Origin of the sequence: Ruminococcus albus AD2013 (assembly GCF_000526775.1) — a bacterium.
In the GTDB taxonomy this organism is placed as follows: Bacteria; Bacillota; Clostridia; order Oscillospirales; family Ruminococcaceae; genus Hominimerdicola; species Hominimerdicola alba_A.
Map to the genome: position 1 here is coordinate 956,396 of NZ_JAGS01000001.1, position 22,489 is coordinate 978,884.

Annotated in this window: 24 protein-coding genes; all 24 read right to left on the minus strand. The window is 43.6% G+C overall.

Annotation, left to right across the window (positions count from 1 at the left end):
- Positions 1-247 precede the first annotated feature (247 nt).
- The 24 genes from N773_RS0104245 to yajC all read right to left on the minus strand — a co-directional run bounded on the left by N773_RS0104245 (position 248) and on the right by yajC (position 22,433).
- Positions 248-871 (minus strand): sporulation protein YunB, encoded by a 624-nt coding sequence (locus N773_RS0104245; RefSeq protein WP_024856623.1) that lies wholly within the window; start codon positions 869-871, stop codon positions 248-250.
- A gap of 61 nt (positions 872-932) precedes the next feature.
- Positions 933-1,880 (minus strand): transketolase family protein, encoded by a 948-nt coding sequence (locus N773_RS0104250; protein ID WP_024856624.1) that lies wholly within the window; start codon positions 1,878-1,880, stop codon positions 933-935.
- A gap of 3 nt (positions 1,881-1,883) precedes the next feature.
- Positions 1,884-2,723 carry a transketolase gene (locus N773_RS0104255; protein ID WP_024856625.1) on the minus strand — a complete coding sequence of 280 codons (840 nt, stop codon included), beginning with the start codon at positions 2,721-2,723 and terminating at the stop codon, positions 1,884-1,886.
- A gap of 119 nt (positions 2,724-2,842) precedes the next feature.
- Entirely contained in the window at positions 2,843-3,661 is an 819-nt protein-coding gene (locus N773_RS0104260; protein WP_024856626.1) for a Cof-type HAD-IIB family hydrolase, read from the minus strand.
- An 8-nt stretch (positions 3,662-3,669) separates the two neighbouring features.
- Positions 3,670-4,584 (minus strand): RluA family pseudouridine synthase, encoded by a 915-nt coding sequence (locus tag N773_RS0104265; protein ID WP_024856627.1) that lies wholly within the window; start codon positions 4,582-4,584, stop codon positions 3,670-3,672.
- Positions 4,577-5,086, minus strand: coding sequence for a signal peptidase II (gene lspA / locus N773_RS0104270; RefSeq protein WP_024856628.1), 510 nt, complete (start codon positions 5,084-5,086; stop codon positions 4,577-4,579). The genes N773_RS0104265 and lspA overlap by 8 nt, the downstream gene beginning before the upstream one ends.
- Before the next feature lie 71 nt (positions 5,087-5,157).
- Positions 5,158-5,949 carry a DivIVA domain-containing protein gene (locus tag N773_RS0104275; protein WP_024856629.1) on the minus strand — a complete coding sequence of 264 codons (792 nt, stop codon included), beginning with the start codon at positions 5,947-5,949 and terminating at the stop codon, positions 5,158-5,160.
- A 12-nt stretch (positions 5,950-5,961) separates the two neighbouring features.
- The gene (locus N773_RS0104280) at positions 5,962-6,744 is read right to left on the minus strand and encodes an RNA-binding protein (protein ID WP_024856630.1); all 783 of its coding nucleotides are present in this window, start codon (positions 6,742-6,744) and stop codon (positions 5,962-5,964) included.
- Positions 6,744-7,343 (minus strand): cell division protein SepF, encoded by a 600-nt coding sequence (locus N773_RS0104285; RefSeq protein ID WP_024856631.1) that lies wholly within the window; start codon positions 7,341-7,343, stop codon positions 6,744-6,746. The genes N773_RS0104280 and N773_RS0104285 overlap by 1 nt, the downstream gene beginning before the upstream one ends.
- A gap of 3 nt (positions 7,344-7,346) precedes the next feature.
- Entirely contained in the window at positions 7,347-8,063 is a 717-nt protein-coding gene (locus N773_RS0104290) for a YggS family pyridoxal phosphate-dependent enzyme (protein ID WP_024856632.1), read from the minus strand.
- Complete coding sequence (locus N773_RS0104295) at positions 8,038-9,267, minus strand: HlyD family efflux transporter periplasmic adaptor subunit (RefSeq protein ID WP_024856633.1); 1,230 nt, start codon at positions 9,265-9,267, stop codon at positions 8,038-8,040. The genes N773_RS0104290 and N773_RS0104295 overlap by 26 nt, the downstream gene beginning before the upstream one ends.
- Positions 9,268-9,282: 15 nt before the next feature.
- The gene (gene hfq, locus N773_RS0104300; RefSeq protein ID WP_024856634.1) at positions 9,283-9,531 is read right to left on the minus strand and encodes an RNA chaperone Hfq; all 249 of its coding nucleotides are present in this window, start codon (positions 9,529-9,531) and stop codon (positions 9,283-9,285) included.
- A 132-nt stretch (positions 9,532-9,663) separates the two neighbouring features.
- Entirely contained in the window at positions 9,664-10,626 is a 963-nt protein-coding gene (miaA, locus tag N773_RS0104305; RefSeq protein ID WP_024856635.1) for a tRNA (adenosine(37)-N6)-dimethylallyltransferase MiaA, read from the minus strand.
- A gap of 32 nt (positions 10,627-10,658) precedes the next feature.
- A complete protein-coding gene (mutL, locus tag N773_RS0104310) occupies positions 10,659-12,746 on the minus strand; it encodes a DNA mismatch repair endonuclease MutL (protein WP_024856636.1) in 2,088 nt (695 codons plus the stop codon).
- A 61-nt stretch (positions 12,747-12,807) separates the two neighbouring features.
- Complete coding sequence (gene mutS / locus N773_RS0104315; protein WP_024856637.1) at positions 12,808-15,423, minus strand: DNA mismatch repair protein MutS; 2,616 nt, start codon at positions 15,421-15,423, stop codon at positions 12,808-12,810.
- Between the two features lie 42 nt (positions 15,424-15,465).
- Complete coding sequence (locus tag N773_RS0104320) at positions 15,466-15,876, minus strand: YlbF family regulator (RefSeq protein WP_024856638.1); 411 nt, start codon at positions 15,874-15,876, stop codon at positions 15,466-15,468.
- Positions 15,877-15,900: 24 nt separating this feature from the next.
- Entirely contained in the window at positions 15,901-17,298 is a 1,398-nt protein-coding gene (gene miaB, locus N773_RS0104325; RefSeq protein ID WP_024856639.1) for a tRNA (N6-isopentenyl adenosine(37)-C2)-methylthiotransferase MiaB, read from the minus strand.
- A 156-nt stretch (positions 17,299-17,454) separates the two neighbouring features.
- Entirely contained in the window at positions 17,455-18,573 is a 1,119-nt protein-coding gene (locus tag N773_RS21745; protein ID WP_024856640.1) for an ISAs1 family transposase, read from the minus strand.
- A gap of 233 nt (positions 18,574-18,806) precedes the next feature.
- Positions 18,807-19,160: a hypothetical protein gene (locus N773_RS0104335; protein WP_024856641.1), complete on the minus strand. Its 354-nt coding sequence runs from the start codon at positions 19,158-19,160 to the stop codon at positions 18,807-18,809.
- Between the two features lies 1 nt (position 19,161).
- Positions 19,162-19,824 (minus strand): hypothetical protein, encoded by a 663-nt coding sequence (locus N773_RS0104340; protein ID WP_024856642.1) that lies wholly within the window; start codon positions 19,822-19,824, stop codon positions 19,162-19,164.
- Positions 19,824-21,197, minus strand: a complete 1,374-nt coding sequence (gene scfB / locus N773_RS0104345; RefSeq protein ID WP_024856643.1) for a thioether cross-link-forming SCIFF peptide maturase — start codon at positions 21,195-21,197, stop codon at positions 19,824-19,826. The genes N773_RS0104340 and scfB overlap by 1 nt, the downstream gene beginning before the upstream one ends.
- A 138-nt stretch (positions 21,198-21,335) precedes the next feature.
- On the minus strand, positions 21,336-21,479 hold the full coding sequence (gene scfA, locus N773_RS21750) for a six-cysteine ranthipeptide SCIFF (protein ID WP_080678296.1): 144 nt from the start codon (positions 21,477-21,479) through the stop codon (positions 21,336-21,338).
- Positions 21,480-21,593: 114 nt separating this feature from the next.
- Positions 21,594-21,992 (minus strand): TIGR04086 family membrane protein, encoded by a 399-nt coding sequence (locus tag N773_RS0104355; RefSeq protein WP_024856644.1) that lies wholly within the window; start codon positions 21,990-21,992, stop codon positions 21,594-21,596.
- A 99-nt stretch (positions 21,993-22,091) separates the two neighbouring features.
- Positions 22,092-22,433 carry a preprotein translocase subunit YajC gene (gene yajC / locus N773_RS0104360; RefSeq protein WP_024856645.1) on the minus strand — a complete coding sequence of 114 codons (342 nt, stop codon included), beginning with the start codon at positions 22,431-22,433 and terminating at the stop codon, positions 22,092-22,094.
- Between the last annotated feature and the right edge of the window lie 56 nt (positions 22,434-22,489).

Sequence of the window (22,489 nt, forward strand, 5' to 3'; positions counted from 1 at the left end):
CAAATCTAGTTATAGAACATCTTATGTTAACAACTATATCACAATTTCATTGTGATGTCAATAGATTTAGATTAATTAATCGAAATTTTTGTGGATATACGACAAAGCAAGTGGTGTGTCATTAGTAAAATTAATATAGCAGACTCGATAATTTAAATATTATAAGCTCGTAAATACGGATGAATTTTACATTTTTTACTAGATTATTACAGATGTTGCTTTTCGTACAATATTAAGTGAGATATTATCATTCTCCGAAATAGGACTGCGGAACTTCCCCGATGATAAGGCAGTCTGTGATGATATGCTCCTCAGTAACACTGATATCTGTATGACCGTTTGGGAGAATGGCACGGATATCAACAGTCACAACAGCATAAACCGTCAGTCGGGACTGGTTTATCCCTGCTGTTTCGAGATTAGATACGAATTCGCTTTTTACAGCACCTATCTGCTGTACGCTGAGGTCAATAGTGTTGCTGCCCACCGCGGGAAGCGGTATGCCTATAAGTGTGCCAATGGGTATTGATATGCCATCTTCATTAAGTTTGTTAAGTCCATTCTCGACTTCCTCTGTAAGTATGTTTTTAACACGGTTAGCTGAATCGGCATCTAGCTGTGCCGAAAGGACAGTTCCGTTTTCATCTGTGGCAAGCTTGTAGATATCGTTGCAGGGACATCGGGAAACTGTCCTTTCAACGGCTGATGTGATTATATCTGTTGCGGCTTCCCTGCCGCGGTATTCTGTTATCTCGGCCAAATGTTCTCGAAGTTCTCCGATGACGCTTATCACTGCCGCAAATACTACTATCAGCACTGCAAGAAATACATAGGACGCTTTGCATTTTCGTGATACTCGTTTTCTGCTCAAAAAAATCACCCCTGTGTATTCTACTCAGAAATACACAGGGGTGTGATATATTATGGAAAAATTACTTAGCCTTTACAGCTTCCTTTGCCTTAGCAACGATATTTTCAGCGCAAAGACCGAACTCCTTCAGCAGATCAACTGCGGGACCAGAGTGACCGAACTCGTCGTTAACGCCTATTCTAACCTGCTTTGTGGGGCACTTTGCAGTCAGAACGTCTGCAACAGCAGAACCCAGACCACCGATAATGCTGTGCTCCTCAACTGTCAGAACAACACCGCACTTCTGTGCGTTCTTAACGATGATATCCTCATCAATGGGCTTTATGGTGTGGATATTGATAACAGCAGCATCGATACCCTCAGCAGCAAGAGTCTTGGCAGCTTCGATAGCCTCGCCTACCATCAGACCTGTTGCGAATATAGCGATGTCCTTGCCGTCTCTCAGCTGAACGCCCTTGCCAAGTTCAAACTTGTAAGTAGCAGGATCGTTGATAACAGGAGCAGCAAGTCTGCCAAAACGCATATAAACAGGGCCCTCGTGCAGGATAGCAGCCTCAACGGCAGCTCTTGCTTCGGTATCATCGGCAGGGTTGATAACGGTCATGCCGGGAATTGTTCTCATCAGAGCGATATCCTCGTTACACTGGTGAGTAGCGCCGTCCTCACCAACAGAGATACCTGCGTGAGTAGCACCGATCTTAACGTTCAGGTGAGGATAACCGATGGAGTTTCTTACCTGCTCGAAAGCTCTGCCTGCTGCGAACATTGCAAATGTGGAAGCAAAAGGTATCAGACCTGTTGCAGCCATACCTGCAGCCACGCTCATCATATTGCTCTCTGCGATACCGCAGTCAAAATGTCTGTCAGGGAACTTCTTCTTGAAGATACCTGTCTTGGTAGCTGCTGCCAGGTCGGCATCCAGAACTACCAGCTTATCGTACTTATCACCAAGCTCAGCAAGCGCATTGCCGTAGCTTTCTCTAGTTGCTATCTTCTTTACATCAGCCATGACTTAGCCCTCCAGTTCTTTCAGATGTGCGGTAAGCTCCTCAACAGCCTGTGCATACTGCTCGGCATTAGGTGCTGTACCATGCCATGAAACGTTATCCTCCATGAAGGAAACGCCCTTGCCCTTTGTACTCTTCATAACGATGACAGTGGGCTGTCCGCAAACAGTTTCAGCCTCGTTGAAAGCCTTATCAAGGGAATCAAAGTCATGAGCATCAGCTTCGATAACGTGAAGACCGAAAGCCTTGAACTTGTCAACTATCGGATAGGGGGACATTACATCGCTGATCTTACCATCGATCTGGAGACCGTTGTTATCAACGATCATAACGAGATTGTCAAGCTTGTAGTGAGCGGCAAACATTGAAGCCTCCCATACCTGACCTTCCTGTATCTCGCCGTCGCCGAGAACAGTGTAAACCTTGTAGTTGGCACCCTGATACTTAGCTGAAAGTGCCATACCTGCAGCTACAGATACGCCCTGTCCGAGAGAACCGGAAGACATATCAACACCGGGGATATGTATGCAGGGATGACCCTGAAGCAGAGCTCCGATATGTCTCAGGCTCTTAAGCTCTTCCTCTGGGAAAAATCCCTTCTGAGCCAGTGTAGAATACAGAGCGGGTGCAGTGTGACCCTTGGACAGAACAAATCTGTCTCTGCTTGCCTCATCGGGCTTATCGGGATATACATTCAGTTTTGCAAAATAAAGATAGGTCAACAGATCGGCTATCGAAAGAGAGCCGCCGGGATGACCCGACTTAGCGTTATAAACGCCCTCGATTATGCCGAGACGTACCTTGGTGGCAGTTATCTCAAGCTGTTTTTTAAGTGTAGCGTCCATAAAAAAACCTCCAAATTATCTGATTGTTTCGGACTATAGTCAATACTGCGGCATGAAGATGCAGATATGTTCAGCCGAGCACACATGGCATTGCATATACGCTTCTATCTTGCTTTCAGTCATAGACCCAGACGTCCGTATATATACTCAAGTGCCGCTGCAACAGCGTCCTCTTCGCAGGAAACATCAAGCACAAGGTCACAGACCTTCTTGACTTCCTCAACTGCGTTTGAAGGACATATCGCCACATCGGCAGCCTGGAGCATTTCAATATCATTATTATAATCGCCCATGGCAACGAAAGTGTAATCTCCCATGCCGCAAAGCGAACGCATTTTTTCAAGTGCCGAACCCTTTGAGATGTTCTGAGGAAGGATCTCGTAATACTCGGGAGCACTTCTGACAAAGTCAACACCTGTCCATCCCTTTGCTTCAACGTAATCCATGAGTCTTTCCATCTTTTCGGGTTCAATGGCGAACAGCACTTTGTACCAATCGCCCGGCATTTCATCTACCCCGCACAGAACGGGCTTTACCTTGCAGATGACGTTGTGTTTTGCTTCCAGCGGGGTCATCTGCGGAACATATACAGCGTCAAGTGTAAGTACTTCACATCCCACATCAGGATTGTCTCTGAGTATTTCGGAAACGATATCCCTTGTGAAATCGGGAACGAAAACATCGTGTATCTGCTTCTTATGGTCAAGGTCATAGACCATTCCGCCGTTGCTCATGATGATTGGACAATTGACACTGAATGATTCAAAATACTGCTGTGCCGCTTGAATAGCTCTGCCTGTGGCGATCGAAAATTTTCCGCCTTTACTCTGGAAATCTGCAATCGCTTCAATGCTTCGCTGACCTGGTATTTTACTTGACGGCAGAAATGTGCCGTCCATATCGGTTATCAACAGTACCTTGTTTATATCCTCAAACATTAAAAATGTTATCCTTTCCTTAGCTTTTCAAGCACCTTGACAAAATATTCGGGCAGTTCGCTGTCGAATTCCATGTACTCGCCGCTTTCGGGATGAACGAATCCCAGCTTTTTAGCGTGAAGACACTGCCCATCAAGCCCTTTATACGCCTTTCCGTAGACATCGTCACCCAGAACAGGATGTCCGATAAAAGCTGAATGTACCCTTATCTGGTGAGTGCGACCTGTTTCGAGCCTGAATCTCACCAATGAATACTGTCCGAATTCTTCCAGTACTTCGTAGTGAGTGACAGCTTCTTTGCAGTTCTGATAAGTAACGCACATTTTCTTACGGTCAAATTTGCTTCTTCCTATAGGTTCGTTGACAGTACCAGTCAAGTCTTTGAACCTGCCAACACATATAGCGTTGTATTCGCGTGTAAAGCTATGATCTTTGATCTGTTCGGCAAGAAAATTATGGGCTTTATCGGTCTTTGCTACCATAAGCAGACCACTAGTAAACTTATCTATCCTGTGGACTATACCCGGGCGTATAACACCGTTGATAGATGATAGTCTGCCTTTGCAGTGATACATCAGCGCGTTAACGAGAGTACCATCAGGGTTGCCTGCCGCGGGATGTACCACCATTCCCTGTGGCTTATTTACCACCAAAAGCGAATCGTCCTCATATACGATATCGATCGGGATATCCTGTGGCTCGGCTTTAAGTTCCTCGGGTTCGGGTATATCTACAGTGACGATATCACCGTTTTTTATTTTATAATTTTTGCTGACAGCTTTGCCGTTAACAAGAACACAGCCTTCAGACACCAGTTTTTGCAGTGCTGACCGAGACATTTCCGTAAGCAGTTCGGACAGAGTTTTATCTATCCTTTCACCGATATTTTCAGTCCCAGCGGTAAATTCTAAACGATCAGGCATCTGCTTTTACCTTTTTCTTGTCAGGTTTATCTGATTTGCTCTTTTTGATATCTGAAATAACTATTGAGAGACAGAAAGCAATTGCTCCCAACACTATACAGATATCTGCAAAATTAAATATAGGGAAATCTATGGGCTCAAACTTAATGTAGTCAATTACTTCATGCATTCTCACCCTGTCGATGAGATTGCCCACACCGCCCGCAATTATCATAGCTACCGATACTATTTCAAGCTTACTGCCTTTACGCACCTTATACATATAAAATATGCCCGCAATGCACACCAGTATCGGGAGTGATACCAAAAACCATGTTTTTCCTGACATGATGCTCCACGCAGCACCTGAATTTCTGATATGTGTCAAGCTAAATATCTTTGCATCACCGAACTTAATAACTTCAACAACTTTACCAAGTTCGATCTTACTGTTTACCACTGCTTTCAGCACCTGATCGGTAACTATCAGAAATGCCGCAAGCAAAAGTGAAAGTGCGAACATTTCACACCTGCCCTCCGAGAGTATTTTAAACCATCAAAAGGCCCTGCAAAAACAGAGCCTTCATAGACCTATTAACCGTTCTTTTTGCCGAACTGGAGATCTTCGGGATTGGGCTTGTGTATTACGGGGTCAAAAGAGCCTGTATTCAGGACTTTGTCAAGCTCAGCGGTGGAAGCTGTAGGAGCTGCCTGCTGTACAGGCTGTTCAGCAACAGTTTCATCACCGAAGCCTTCAGTCATGTCATTGACATCCTCGTACTCTTCTTCGTCATCATAGTATTCTTCCTCACCGTTTTCGTAAGCCTCAAGCTCCTCGTCGGTAAGAGTGGGCAGCTGCATAACAAGTTTGATCTGCTCCTGATAAAGAGAAGTAAGCTCAGACTTGAAATAAGTTACCTCAGCTCTCAGTTCATCATAAGCTGCTTTCTCTTCGTCATAAGCATCTCTGAGAGCATTTATCTTCTGCTCTGTGATCTCGGTATTCTCCTTGATGAGTGCTGCACATCTTTCCTTATGCTCTCTTACGATCTTCTCGCACTCGGCAGCAGACTGCTCAGCCAGCTTTCTCTGTTCGCTCTTAGCACCGTCAACTATTGCAGCTGCTTTATTTTTTGCGTCGTTTATTATTTTGGAAGCTTCTTTCTGTGCAGAAAGAAGAGCATCTTTTATAGCGTCCTCGTCTTCTTTATACTCGCTGACCTTTTCGACCAGCTTGGATATCTTAGCTTCGCTATCAGCATTTTCTGCTTCAAGTGCTGCAAATTCTTTTGCTACTTCAGCAAGAAATCTGTCTACTTGCGCAGGGCTGTAACCATTTTTTTCAGATTCAAAAGCTGCGCTTTTGATACTTTTTGCTGTCATCATTGTTATGTCCTCCTAAATATATTTACAAATAGTGATATGAATTCTGTCCTTATGACTTACACCGTCAACGGATTTAAGCAGGAACTTTCCGTGACCTTTAGCGGAGATCTTATCCCCAGGCTCAACAGTTCTGCTTGGCTGATCTGTTTTTTCGTGAGAAACTTCAACTGTTCCGCCTTTTATCAGGGCGGATGCCTTTTCCCGCGAGATCCTCAGTGCAAGTGACAGAACGCTGTCCAGTCTTAGCGAAGCAACTGTTCCTGTTATTTCCCGAAATTCGGGTTCTTTAACAGACTGTGCATCAAAGCCTTCTTCAGCCTTGACGCCAACTCTGCCAATTTTAGTTATCCCAAGAACGTCCCGCACTACAGTATCTTTAACAAATACCGAAGCCGAACCGCTGTTAACAAGGATATCGCCGACACAGCCGCGGGTAATACCCAAAGCCATAAGCGAACCCAGAAAATCTCTGTGGCTAAGCTTGTCCTCAGGGCGAAATCGGAATGTTACCGCCTGCATCGGGAATGATTCAATGATATTTTCATCGCCGTACTGCGGATATACGCAGAGCATTTTTCTCTCAGCATTCTCATATCCGCCCCACAGCAAGTAGTTTTCGTATTTTACCGAAGCCATGACTTTTTCACAAAGCAAGCACTGCCTTTCATCAAGGAATGCTGAATACTTTGTTATGTACTTTTCGTCTGCCATATCCGTCCAGTCAAGAAATGTGGATAACAGGCGCTTATCATCATCGCTCGTGTTATTCAGGAATGAAAAATTCCTAAGCTTCATCAGAAGCTGTAACCGTTATTTTCAAGCTCAGTCAGCAGATCTTTGCCATCGAACTTGACATTTTTGGACATGATAGCGAAAGTCTTCTGAGCCATCATTTTTATCTGAGCTTTGTTTGCGTAGGCAACGCCGGAAAGAAAATCAAGTATTCTCTTAGCGTCATCACTCTTAACCATTTCAAGATTCAGTATTACTGTTTTATACGCATTAATATCATCGCCGATGCTCCTTACCTCTGAAAAATCAACAGGTCTGGCAAGTACGATCTGTAAAGTAGTTGTCTGATCAAAGCTCATAGTGTGCTCCCCCTCATATCTGTTTGCTGAGCTTGTCCCTGTGCTGAACGAGGACTCGCTCCCGGTCTTGGATCTTGCAAAGCTTTCTTCAAAAGTGAAGGGTCTTTCGGTGAAGACATCATTCTCTTTTGAACGTGCGCCTGACTTGGATTTTGAACCGCTGAAATCATTATCATCAAAGAAGCCGTCTTTTGTTGATGAACTTTTGCTGCTCTTAGGCGAACCGAATTCCTGTCCGAAATCAACTTCGTCGGAATCATCTTCACCTATAAAAAGATTTGTAAAACCTTTTATTATGCCCATTTTCTAACCCTCCAAATAATTTCTGGCACCGAACAGTGCAGTACCTATACGAACGAGGTTTGAACCATGCTTAATTGCAAGCTCATAATCCCCTGACATTCCCATAGAAAGTATATCCATGGAAACGTTAGGCACAGATCTTTCCTTTACACGTAGAAAAATGCTGTGCATACGGTCGAACATATCCTCACCGCAGCCTGCGGGCGGTATAGCCATAAGTCCTTTGATACGGACATTTTCAAGCTGTGCAGTCTCATAGATGAGTTCGTCAAGCTCATCTGCTGCAACACCGCTCTTGCTCGCTTCATCGCCGATATTTATCTCTAGAAGAACATTCATTGTTCTGTTATTTTTTTCGGCAAGTCTGTTTATCTCTTTTGCGAGCTTGATACTGTCAACCGACTGTATCATCGCAACTTCGTTGATAATATATTTTACCTTGTTTGTTTGCAGGCGGCCTATCATATGCACCTGCGCCGTTTTGATATAACTGTCTTTTTTTGAAAGATATTCCTGTACTCTGTTCTCACCAAGCAGAGTTATGCCCTGCTCAATTGCAAAGTTGATCTTTTCCGGTGCAACAGTCTTTGTCACAGCCATAATGTCTATATTTTCATCACTGCTGCGGTACTTGGCTCTTGCATTTTCCACATTTTCACAAATGCGTTTATAGTTTTCCAATACTTCACCGAACTCATTCTGAGGACACTGTATCCCCATCGGTCTCGCTGTTGACTGACACATCTTTGTTTGATACCACCTCTAGCAGAATTTGATCGTAAAGCAGCAGATAATCCTCGTCGGAAGTATTCTCGGAAAGGACGAAATCATCACCCTCATATATGACCTTGATCTTCTTGAAAGATATATCCTTGCCAAGTATTACGTAAACGCCCTTTTCGTCTCCACGGAACCTTAGTGCGCTTCTTGGCACTTTAATGCCCTGATATTCATCAAAAATAAGCTTTGCGGAAAGAACTCTGGAATTAACAAGAGTCTGATCCACTCTGTCACAGTCCAGTACGATTATCATATTATCGCCACTCATTTTAACCGAATCGACTGTACAATTATATACTGTTCTTGAAGAATTCAGTTTGAGTGAGACTTCGGCGTCGTCCGTTATTCTTGAATCTGCCTTTACTATACCGACGATCTTGCAGTTATAGCTGTCAAAAGTCTTGCCTATCGCATTTGCGGGGGCAGACTTTCCGCCCTTTATGATATCACGGATATCACTTTCACTCAAGTTTCCTGCATCTGTGGTCTTGAGCGTTTCCTCGTAGCCGTCTGCATAGGATACAAAATATCCTGTCCTATCGGACTTGATAACATCATCGGGCTCTGTTGCGAAATCAACAAGGTTGTTACGCTCGGATCTCAGATCATCGATAGCATCGGAAAATCCTGCTTCGGTACCTGTTATAACACTATACATATTACTGTTCAGTGCTATCCTTGATCTGATATCAGGTATCCTGTCAAGCTCTCTGTTCTCCACAGCTTCAAGAAGATCGTTATAACCGTTCTTAACTCCCGATATCAGAGCATCAGGTTCGGCATAATTGGTAGTTGCAGGATCCTGAGCTTTTTCAAGCTGCTCTATCTCAGCATCTATCTCGGCTATCCTGTCTTTAGCATATATCGCCTTTTCAGAGGAATATACCTCAGCGATAGTATTGTTCACCGAGACTTTGCTGCCGTCCGGATACTTATAATCAAGTATACCGTTGCCGTTATAAGTTACCACGCTCTCGTCCCTTACTATTATGCCATCAAAGACGATGTCCTCATTTACGGTGGCAAGCACCGCTTCTTCGGTATCGTGCTTATCGTGCAGAAAGTAATAGACCTGAGTGCATATGGTGGTCAACATCAAAAGTGAAACCAGAGCCGCAAGTATCTTTACGGTCAATGAATTCATTTGTGCATTACTTCCTTATCCTTCTGAATGTTCGTTTTTAGCTGCATCAAGGATATTGATGGAACGATCGGGAACTATTGTAGATATCGCATGCTTGTACACTACGTTCTGCTTGCCTTCGCAATCGAGAAATACTACATAGCTGTCGAATGCCTTAACTATACCCTTAAACTGATAGCCGTTCATCAGAATGAACTTGACCATCACCTGTTCCTTTCTTGCCTGATTCAGAAAAACGTCCTGAAGATTGATATTTTTGTTCACTATAAACACTCCTTCTCTTTATCTGCGTGTGTCTGAAATAGGGTGTGCAGAAATGTGCTCACCATACCATACGAATACCGCAAAAGAAACCAACGGCGGTATTCAAACCAAAGAGATGCATTTTATTATACATCACATTATATTATAACACATTATTTCGGATTTGGCTACTATATTTTGAACATTTTCAAATATTTTTTTCGATTCGTCAAAATTATCAATTTTCACCCACGAAATATCAGCAACTCGCCTAAACCAGGTAAGCTGTCTTTTAGCATAGTGTCTTGTTTCGAGGATTATTTTGTCAAGACAATCTTCCAGTTCGGCTTTACCCTCGAAGAATGGAACAAGCTCCTTGTAGCCTATCGCTTGTCCCGCAGTTGCAAGTCTGCCTTTCTGCCAGACTTCCCTGCATTCCTCGACCATGCCGTTTTCAGCCATTATATGCACTCTCTTTTCAATACGATCGTAAAGATACTGTCTGTTTTCAGCTGTAAGACCAATAATGCAAGCTTTGTAGGGGGATTCTTCTCTTCTGCTGTTGATCTTATGTTCGGAGAGTTTTGTTCCTGTAAGCTCAAAGACTTCAATCCCACGTATAACTCTTGGCAGATTGTTCTCGTGAACTTTTTCGGCAGTTTCCGGGTCTATTTCTTTCAGCTTCAGCCAAAGCGCATGAACCCCCTCTTCTTTAGCTTGTTTTTCAAGCCTTGCACGTATGTCGGGATCACTGCCCGTGTCATCGAATATAATATTGTCCACAAGCGAACTAATATACAATCCTGTGCCACCGCATACAATCGGAAGTTTCCCGTGAGAACGTATCTCTCTGATCTTCTGCCCTGCTAATGTAACATAATCCGCCACGCTGAAAGGTACGTCAGGTTCAAGAAAATCAATCAGATGATGAGGGATACCTTGCATTTCGTCAATTGTCGGCTTAGCGGTTGCAATGTTAAGACCCTTGTAGATCTGCATGGAATCTGCCGATATCACCTCACCGTTATAAAGCTTAGCCATTTCAACCGCAAGGGCTGTTTTGCCCGATGCAGTAGGCCCCGCTATAACAAGAAGCGGTATTTTATTTTTATCCATGCGCTCACCTCTGTATTATAATAGTATATCTGTCATACCAGTCTTCTGAACTGCTTTTCGATATCCTTTTTGCTGAGAGTGATCAGCACAGGTCTGCCGTGGGGGCAATACCTGATATTTTCATTACCGTAGACGGCATTCAGTAAAGCCTGAAGCTCGATGGTGCTGTTGTTATCATTTGCCTTTATCGCAGCCTTACAGGCGATGGAGTGATAAAGGTCATCGAAAATTTCAAGCTGAGGATCATTCCTGCACTGTATGAAATTCCTTGCAAGTTCTGTGATTATATCCGTGGGATTTTCCAGATCTCCAAGGATTATCGGTACGCCCTTAACAGCCACAGTCGGTGCAACATCGGGTTCAACTTCAAATCCTAGTCTTTCAAGTTTATCGACATTAGCCGCCAGTGCATCGAATTCTTCATATGAAAGCATGACCATAACAGGTTCAAGAAGCATCTGGGTCTCAAGCTCGCTGATATCGCCTTTTATCTTCTCAAAAATATATCTCTCATGGGCGGCATGCTTATCCATCAGCAGCATTTCATCGCCCACCTGAGCGACAACATATGTCTTGAAAAGCTCACCTATAACGACAGGTTTTGGCTTTTCCGGTTCTTTTTTGACTTCCTGTACCACGGAACGAATAAAGCTGCGGTCATTTATAAAGTGGAAGCTGTCGTTTTTTTCCTCTTCTGCGGGAGCTTCGGGGAGGGGCATTTCCTGAAGTGCCTTGTTTATTTCCTCAACAGTTATCTTCTCGGGCTTTTTAGGCACCGGCTGAGGGACAGGTTCTTCAAGACTTGCAAGAAAAAGGTCTTCACCTGATTTTCTGTCTTCTTCATCGATAGGGATATTTTCCACTTTGGTTATCTTAGGCTGATATGGTTTGGGCACGGGCGGTTCGGGGAGAGGTATCTCCTTTGAAGCTATGGGTTCAGGAACCGACTGAGATTGTACAGGTTTCGGTACAGGTTGACTGGCAATCTCCTGTAAAACTTTATCAGCATCGGGAAGCGTTTCTTCTTCAACTGCAAATTCAAGCTGAACGCTTTTGTCTTCAGGCGGAAAATCATACAGCTCATGATTGGTAAAATTTCTGCGGTTTTCGAGTTTCAGTTCATTTGGCTCGTCTTTTTCCATAAGACAATTCTTGACTGCAAAGTATACGGCTTCATGTATCAGCCTTTCGTCAGAAAAACGAACTTCTATCTTTGTTGGATGAACATTCACATCGATAGTATTAGGCGGAACATCGATATACAGTACACAGGCTGGAAATTTGCCAACCATAATATTGTTGCGGTATGCTTCTTCGATCGCGGAAGCACAGGCTTTCGACTTTACAAATCTGCTGTTCACAAAAAAATTCTGGAACTTGCGGTTAGGCTTGGCGGAGAGCGGTTTTACGGTATAACCGTAAACGTGTATCCCCTGCCACGTATAGTCGACTTCGATCATACTGTTTGCGAACTCTCTGCCGTACACTGAATAGACTGCAGAATATATCTTGCCGTCTCCTGCAGTGATTATTTCAGCTTTGTTATCGCGAATAAGCTTGAAAGATACATCGGGGTGTGAAAGGGTCAGTTTTGTGACAAGGTCGGCTACGTGGTTAGCTTCTGAAGTATCTTTTTTCAGAAATTTCAGTCTTGCGGGAACGTTATAGAAAATATCTCTCACAACAAATGTTGTACCATCGGGACAGCCGCACTGCTCGCTTGTTTTTTCAACAGCGCCTTCGATTGAATAATGAGTACCATAGCTGTCTTCACGTCGTTTGGTCATAACATCGACCTTTGCAACAGCGCAGATTGAAGCAAGGGCCTCACCTCTGAAACCGAGGGTCATTATACTGTCAAGGTCATCTTTTTGAGATATTTTACTGGTGGCATGACGAAGAAAGGCCGTAGGCAGATCTTCGGGAGCTATGCCCTTGCCGTTGTCGGTCACTCTCATATAAGTTCTGCCGCCATTCTTTATCTCAACGGTTATGACTGTTGCGCCTGCATCTATTGCGTTCTCAACGAGTTCCTTTATAACTGATGCGGGTCTGTCGATGACCTCACCTGCGGCGATAAGCTCGGAAACTTCCTTGCTCAAAACTCTAATCTCTGACATTTTATGTTCCTGTTCTATGTGATTTGATTATCTGATCACTTTAAAGTATTTTCGTATGGTATCAAACGTATCTCAGCAGATCTTTTACAAACTCTCTAAGTTCCTCATCGTTCATCTCGTCAATGTTTGTCTTGCGGAGTTTGTCGGTAACTATACTGTCGCTTATCCTGTCAAAGGATATCTGACCGTTGTCAGCCTCGGAAACCGCCGCTTTAGCCTTTATGGACTCCGCTTCCATCTCACCCAGCAGAGATTTCGCCCTGCCGATTATCTTATTCGGCAGACCTGCCAGCTTTGCAACCTCTATACCAAAGCTCTCGTCCGCGCCGCCCTTTACTATCTTACGCAGGAACTTGATATTGTCCCCCTGACGCTTGACGGCAACGGAATAATTCTTCACGCCGTCAAGCTCATCTTCAAGAGCGATAAGCTCGTGATAATGAGTAGCAAAAAGTGTCTTGCAGCCAAGAGAACGTGAAGTGGATATAAATTCAGATACTGCGCGTGCAATAGCAATACCATCAAAAGTTGAAGTGCCTCTGCCGACCTCATCGAGAATGACAAGGCTGTTCTTAGTAGCGTGTTTTACGATGTCAGCGACCTCGCTCATTTCCACCATAAAGGTCGACTGTCCTGCAGTCAGGTCATCGGATGCGCCTATTCTTGTAAATATCTGGTCTACAACCGATATCTTGGCATAATCAGCAGGTACAAAACAGCCTATCTGTGCCATAAGGGTTATCAGCGCAACCTGACGCATATATGTGGATTTACCCGACATATTCGGACCGGTTATGACAGCCATACGGTTGCCGGTCAGATCAAGATAGGTGTCATTCGGAACGAATACCTCGTCCTGCTGCATAAGTTCAACAACAGGGTGTCTGCCGTTTTTGATATTGATAATACCGTCGATGGCTATCTCTGGCTTAGTGTAATTGTTCTTTATAGCCGCAGTAGCATAGGAACACAGTACATCTATCTCAGCAACAGCAGTAGCAGTCTCCTGAACAAGCCTGAGCTGAGTAGCAATAAACTCTCTTACCTCGCCGAATATCTCCTGTTCGAGGGTAAGTATCTTGTCGCTTGCACCGAGTATAGTGTTCTCGGCAACTTTCAGCTCATCGGTTATGAATCTCTCACAGTTTGCAAGAGTTTGTTTTCTGATGTAATGATCGGGTATCAGATCATAGTAGGATTTTGTGACCTCGATATAATATCCGAAAACCCTGTTATAGCCGATCTTCAGGTTCTTGATGCCTGTCTTTTCCTTTTCTCGCTCGGCAATATCATCTATCAGACCTTTTCCGCCCGAAATGATATTCCTCAGACCGTCAAGCTGTTCATTGAAACCTTCGCGTATCACTCCGCCGTCCTTTACGTTTGCAGGCGGTTCGTCAACGATGGCATTTTCAACAAGGTTTGATACTGCGTCAAGGGTGGATATCCTGCCCGTGCAGTCCTTGATAAGCTTACCGTCGAATGCGGAAAGCAGCCTTTTAAGTTCGGGAAGTTTCAGCGCAGTGAGCGAAAGGGATTTGAGGTCGCGTGGACTTGCCGAACGGTACATAACTCTAGTCATAAGGCGCTCAAGGTCGTAAACTCCACTCAGGACTTCACGTATTTCTCCAAGAGATACTGGGTCACGGACAAGTTGTTCAACAGCGTTCAGCCTGTCAATTATCTTTGCGGGATTTATAAGAGGCTGTTCAAGCCATGATTTCAGCATACGATTCCCCATAGAGGTCTTTGTATTGCTTATTACCCACAGCAGAGAGCCTTTTTTCTGCTTATTGCGAAGTGTCTCTGTAAGTTCGAGATTCCTGCGGGCAGTAAATCCGATAGTCATTATCGGGTCGGCATCGTGGCGGATTATCTCGGAAAATCTTCCCACCAGAGCTTTCTGCGTTTCGTGGATATACGCGAAAAGTCCGCAGACTGCAAAAGCGCTCAGACTATCAGCTTTAAGCCCCAGAGAATCCAGGCTGTTGACAGAGAACTGTGTCAGCACTTCATCGGTATGATTTGCAGGATCGAAGTCAGCATCTTCAAGAAGCTGAACGCTGGTTTTTATCTTCTCACGGATAAATGCTGAGATCTCTCTGTTAGAAAGAATAGCGTCATTTATCAGTATCTCCGAGGGAGAAAATCTTGAAAGCTCGTTAATAGCGCTGTTGGCTGTGTCTTTACCTGTAAAATCAAAAAGATGTACCTCGCCCGTTGAGATATCCGCCAGACAAAGTGCTGCCTCTTTTGACTGCATATAAAACGCGCAGAGATAGTTATTTGAAGACTCGTCCAGCATACTGCTTTCAATAAGCGTACCGGGAGTGACTACCCTGATGACATCACGGGGAACAAGGCCCTGGCATTCGGAAGGGTCTTTTGTCTGTTCACATATAGCCACCATATGACCTTTTTCTATCAGCTTTTTAAGATAAACATCACAAGCATGGAAAGGCACGCCGCACATAGGGGCGCGTTCATCAAGACCGCAATCTCTGCCTGTAAGGGTAAGCTCCAGTTCCTTTGAAACGATCAGTGCGTCGTCAAAAAACATTTCGTAAAAATCACCCAGCCGGTAGAAAAGAATGTGGTTCTTGTACTTCTTTTTCACCGCCAGATACTGCTTCATCATGGGTGTAAGCTTTGATTCATCTATCTCTTTAAGTGTCACTTCTGCCCGCTCCGTTCTATTTTAGGGATATAATCAATGTATTTAGCCGCAGCCGCCGCAAGTAGAGCAGCTTCCTGTGCAGCCTGAAGGTGCCTGTGCAGGACAAGTTTCAGGGTCTTCGCCGTTTGCTGCCTGCTGAAGGATATAATAAACGCTCTTCATCAATGCATCGATATCAGCCTTAGCTTCGTTGTATTCGATCATCTTAGGCATAGCCATGATCTTGTCATAAAGCTCCTTGATATCGTGATCCAGAGTTGTGAGTCTGTCCGCATCTTTATCAGGCTTTCTCATCTCAACACTGAGATCCTGACGCATCTGGTTGAACTTGCCTATCTCGTTCTGGATCTCGGTATCGGTATCATTCAGTGCGCAGGCTGCCTCGTACTTCTTATATCTTTCATCTTCCTGAATAGCTTTTCCAAGCTGTCTTGTAAGTTCTATAACGTTCATTTTTACTACTCCTTAAACTATATATTATTCAGTGACCATTTCGCCTTCAAGTGCCCAGTTCATCGCTTTGATTATGCGCACTTTGACGAATTCACCTATATACTTTTTATCAGCGGGAAACTCAACGATTATATTCTCATCGTTCTTGCCCGTGAGCCATCCCTCTCCTGTTCTTCCCTCGCCATCGACAAGAACCTCAACGGTTTTACCGACAAATCTACCAAACCATTCGGAGGTTATCTCACGCTGTTCCAAAAGAAGTTCTCTGAGCCAAAGACCTTTCTGCTTATCCGAGATATTGTCTTCCATTTCAGCTGCGGGAGTTCCCGAACGTCTTGAATAAACGAAGGAATATATGTTGTCATACTTGACCCGTTTGATGAGTTCTTTTGTCTGACAGAATTCCTCGTAACTCTCCCCCGGGAAACCTACGATAAGGTCTGTTGTGAAGGAGAAATGCGGCATACGTCCGCGGGCATAGTTTATCATTTCCATGTACTTTTCAACTGTATATCGGCGGTTCATAGCTTTCAGTACCCTATCGCTGCCGGCCTGTACAGGAAGATGCAGATGCTTGCATATGTGTTCGCTGTCAATTATGGTATCTATCAGTTCCATGGTAGCGTCTTTAGGATGACTGGACATAAAGCGTATGCGGAACTTCCCCTCCATCTTGTCGATATCTCTCAAAAGCTGCGGAAATCCATATGCATAGGAGTTAACATTCTGCCCAAGCAGAGTGATCTCTTTATAACCTTGTTCAATAAGACTTTTTACCTCAGCAAGTACAGCCTCGGGTTTGCGGCTTCTTTCTCTGCCACGTACATAAGGAACTATGCAGTAGGTGCAGAAATTGTTACAACCGTACATTATTGGTACAAAAGCCCTGAACTTGTCGTCGCGAAGCTGAGTCATTCCCTCGTCTATCTCAGTGCAAACTTCAGACTGATTAAAAAGACGGCGGTGCTTTGAAATAACTTCCCAAAGCATGGAATACAGCTCGTTATAAGCAAATGTTCCGAATACAAGATCGACCTGTCGGTAAGATTCTTTTATCTTATCAGCAACGTGCTTTTGTTGTGCCATACAGCCACAAATACCTATTATAAGGTCTTTGCTGTTCTCTTTCAGTTTTTTGAAATTTCCGATATTGCCGAATACTCTGTCCTCAGCATTTTCACGTACAGCACAGGTGTTCAGCAGAATTAGCTGTGCAGAATCGGTATCCTCTGTAAAATCATACCCTATTTTAGACAGCATACCTTTTATTTTTTCGCCATCACTGACATTCTGCTGACAGCCGTAGGAATGTAAAAAAGCCATCGGTGCATGACCGTTGTCGGAACGATATTTTTCAGCCCACCCTATCAGATTTTGTAAAGCTTCTTCATTCCCGACAGCAGGAACATATTTTTCTGACATCATTAACCTCATTTCCAGCATAAGCATAGATACTTCGTGCCATGACCGTCAAATTCAAGTCCTGAAAAGCCAATATCGGTCATTCTGCAACATACTTTATTATTATATATCTTTTCGTAAAATTTGTCAACATTAAAAGTGCTGACCACACGGAAATCAATTTTCAAAAATCACCCTCGAAATCATCAGCGGCTCCATAAGACATTCAAACATAAGTTTGGATATGGCGGCTTTAGAATTGTTCCGATTTTTAAAGTTCTTGATTAAATTTATCGCAGCTTTTCTGAACATATTCAGGCATTGCTGAACGTCTTTGTTTTCGACTCTGCACCAATCTTCTTCAAAATGAACATCAAGCAGCCAGTGCATTGACTCAACTGACCATTCCATTCTTGCATGATGAAGGAGCTGTTCCGCTGTCATTTCGCGGCTTGAAAGGTAATAGTGCCATTCGCTCGAAGTGCCTTTTTTCGTTGCAAATTCAGTATGAATGGCTCCTATGCACTTCAGATTTTTCCACTCTTTTTTCTGTTCCAGCCAGTTGATATCTGTTGTTACATACGCTGTCCTTGTTTCAACTCTGCCACGGTTTTTCTCCGTTCTTGAAACTGTTTGCATAGTGTCTCTGAGAGAACTGTCCTGCACATAATCCTCGATATCTTTCTTCAAATTTGGGTGATTATCCTTAACGCAAAGCAGATAATCTGCCTTTTGTTTTACGATAATCTCAGCAGTTTCTTTCTGACAGTTCAGTGCATCCGCAACAACTATATTACCCTTTATTTTCAGTTCTTTCAGAAGCTCCTGCACCGCAGGTATCTCGTTGCTTTTATCGTCCGTGCTGCGTTGTGCCAGGGTCAATCCAAGTTCGCATACCTGTGCGCTGATGATGTGCAGAGGACTTTCGATCTTACTCATTTTAAGTGTCGAACAAACAGTTTTCCCGTCAAGAGAGATCGTCATACTTTTGGACTTTTCGGGCATAAATGAATAGACCCAATCCGCAAAACAGCGGTTGAGCGATTCGGGCTTGACATATTTCAGCAGGCTCAATATCCAATAATAGCAAGGGACATGATCGATTCCGAATTTCTCCTTTAAGAATTCGCTTACTCTGTCATTTGTCGCCCATTGATGAATCTGATGAATGTTTCTAAGTCCACAGATACTTCCAAGAATTGCTATTGTAATGATATCGGGGATACTGCAAAAATAGCCGTCATATTCCTCATATAATTCAATATCTTCAAAATACTCGGTTATTCCATTATTCATGCCTATATTATATCATTTTCCAGGTGCTCTGTCCAGTAATTTGTACAATCTGAAATATAAATGTAACTTTTGAAACCTGATTTTTTGAAAATTGATTTCCGTGTGCTGACCAAACCGTTTAAAGCGCTCAACAGAAGTAAATTTTTTCTGTCCGTGAGATTTAACAAAAAGCAAAAAGCACCTTCGGAAACGAAAGTGCTTGATATACAAGTTTGATATTGAAAAAGAGAACGTTATTCAATAACAAGTTTACCATCAGGATCACAGTAAACGTGTCTGCCAAGGATAGTCCTAAGTGCCTTGATATTTTCGATATCGGTTGAAGCAAATTCAAGGTGACACTGCTTTGAGCCGTAGTAGATATCGTACTCAAAATAATCCTGAACATAAACTCCAAATTTATTGAGGATGTCTTCCAGCGGATGCTGTGAGATATCGCTTGCGTCCTCGTGTTCACCGTACTCGGGTTCCTGTTCAAATGAAATGCTTGTAAAATACAGCCCCTCGTATTCATAAATTCCTGCGGCTACGCAGTTTACACCGTCAGCGCAGTATTTTGAGGGATAATAATCGGTTATATTCTTCATTTTAGTCCTCCTCGGGATCAATGTCAAATAAAGGCAGAACCACTTTTTCGGCTGCATCAAAGCCTTTCTCACTTTTTGATGCGAATATAACAAGACTCCCGCAGCTGTCAGGCAGAAGAGCCATGTAGGAATTTTCATTGATACGGTAGAACTCTGCACCCTGATATATTCCGCTTTCCGCACGTTCGATATGTTCAAATTTACTGCGGATATTTTCAGCCTGTTCTTCATCAGCTTCAAGATAATCTTCCGTCGCATATTCTAAGCCGCTTGCGACAGCACAAAGATAGCCTTCGGAGATAAGAAACTTTGAAAGACTATCTCCTGTGAGAAACCATTCACCACGGTCATAATTCTCATATACAGGAGGATCAGGCTTGCCCATATCCTCAAGCTTTATGCCCCAAAAGGATACGCTCTGGTTTTCACAAAAGAAAACATAGTATCCCTGCTCTTTGTACATACCGACTTTCTCTGCAGGCATAAGATAATCACCTGCAGAATTAGAAGCAAGCAAATCATAGCCAGCACACTGCCTGTAATAATCCTCCAGCGCAGAAGGAAGACTGCCGTATTCAGCTTTCAATGATGATATGGTTTTCTCGCTCCAGCCAAGTGGCTCAGTTATATCAAAAAGAGCTCGGAGTTCCCTGTAATCAAACATTATTCAGCATCGTCAAGCAGCTGAACTGCCTTCATCAGTATAGCGACTTCAAGGCGTTTCTTCTGTATCTGACAGGAAAGCTTGTGAGCCGCATGGATATCATGCTGATATATGTAGTTATTGGCGTTACATCCGCCGCTGCAATAGAACTTTGCCCAGCACTTTTTACATTCGGGCTTGTTATAAACGTGAGCTTTAGCGAATTCGTCTTTCATTTCGAGATTGAAGCTGCCGTCATAAAGACTGCCCATCTTGTACTCATCGATACCAACGAACTGGTGGCAGGGGTAGATATCACCATCGGGTGTGATAGCAACATACTCATTGCCGCATCCGCATCCGCGGAGTCTCTTTATAGCGCAGGGGCCCTGATCGAGATCAAGCATGAAATGGAAGAAGTTGATGAATTTACCTTCCTCTCTGATTTTCTTGATCTTTTCAGCAAGGACTTCGTACTCCTTGAAAATACGGGGCAGATCAGCTTCTGTAATGGCATAGGGTTCTTTAGCATCAGCCATAACAGGCTCAACGGAGATCTGTTCAAATCCGAGGTCACGGAGATGAACTACATCTTCCGAAAAATCAAGATTGTACTTGGTGTAAGTACCGCGAACATACCAATCCTTGTCATTTGGACGCTTGTCCACCAAACGCTTGAAATTCTTGGTGATAAGGTCATAACAGCCTGTTCCGTCAACACGAACTCTCATTCTGTCATTGACTTCTTTTCGGCCGTCAATTGAGAGAACCACGTTGTACATCTCCTTATTGATGAAATCGATCATTTCATCGGTAAGATGCATACCGTTGGTAGTTGTGGTGAATCTGAAGGTCTTACCAGTTTCAGCCTCTCTTGAACGTGCATATTCAACAGTCTGCATAACAACATCGAAATTCAGCGAAGGCTCGCCTCCGAAGAAATCAACTTCCAGGAACTTTCTGTCGCCTGATTTTTCTATAAGAAAATCGATAGCACGCTTAGCAGTTTCAAGGTCCATCAGCTTTCTGCCAACGCCGAAATCACCTGTAGAAGCAAAGCAATACTTGCATCTCAGGTTGCAGTCATGGGAAATATGCAGGCACATAGCCTTGATAGGTGAAGCCACAGCTACAAGCGCATACTTTTCGTAATCATCATCCGAATACAGTATCTTATCATTGTACAGAGATACTATCTCCTCATAACACTCCTTGATATCCTGTGCAGGATAACTTCTTGAAAGCTTAGCAACTACCTCGGCAGGACATTCATCAGCAAAAGGCGGGTCAACACTGTCAAGTATGTCATAGGTAAGATCATCTATGATATGTACACCGCCGCTGTTGACATCAAGCAGGACATTGTATCCCGCAAGTTTATATTTATGGATCATTTTCTTCCCTCGCAAATCTTAAAAAATAACGGACGACCAAAGCCCAGCCCTACGGGTCAGCCAAGACCGTGTAGAGTTGACCTGTGCTCGCCCGCTGTATCGGGAGCTTAAAAGCTCCCTAAAAACGGTCCTTGTGGATCAAGCTTCCTTCTCGCACTTCTGGTTAGCAACAGTGCAGGAAGTCTTACATGCAGACTGGCAGGAAGCCTGGCACTTGCCGCAGCCGCCCTTAGCAGCAGTCTTCTTCAGATTAGCCTTATTGATAGTCTTGATATGTTTCATAATATCATACCTCCATATACGATTTACAGATATTATAGCATATTATGACACAAATTTTATGAACTATAATTTAACGGGATATAAATATTTGTTAAATATACCAAAATATTTTAGCTATGGTACTCTTTTGGCATTGACGCCGATCACACCGCCTAACGAAGCGGAAGAAATAGTAAGCAGGAGTTTTCCAAAAGAGGTTATCTTCGCGGTATATCCCGCGAAAATGCTCCCGGCAATCAGTATGATAACAAACATCAGAAAGCCCGTCAGTGCTCCGGCTGCAAGACCATTGCGCTTTCGTCTTCTGCCACCGGTATATCCTCCGAAATAAGCACCTATGACCAGCGCCCCGGTGGACATATCTGACAAAACGTTCTTCCCTGCATCTATCTTTGTAAGCAGAAACGCCATCGCACAGATGATCAGAAATATCACACCGGCAGCAACAGTCAGTGCGATCAATTGTTCAGCGGCGATTCCCGTACCTCTTGCGTAACTTCTGTGCTTCCTCATAGCAGCCGACCTCCCAATTAGTCTTTACTGCTATAGTATTCGAGTCAAATTCAATATATTACAAAAACAGCACCGCTATAAAACGGTGCTGAGATAATATTATACTTTGTCCTTGCTGTCCTCATCGTCATCGGTAACAACCTTAGCGATAGCCCATTTCATGATGCGGATCTTGCTTCTGTCACCGCCTGTTTCGATAACTACATTATCTTCTTTGACCTGAGTAACGATGCCGATTATACCGCCGTTTGTGATGATCTCGTCACCAACATCGACGTTTTCTCTCATTTCTCTGTCAGCTTTTTCCTGCTTCTTCTGGGGCTTCATGATGAAAAAATAGAAGAATACCAGTATCAGTACCAGCGGTAAGAAAGTGACAAGATATCCTCCTGTTGTAGCGTTACCGCTTGCAGACATCAGTGTTGCATAAGCATTATTCATTTTACTGCCTCCCGATTTTAGTTTTGCTGCTTATGATTATAGCAGAATACAAATAA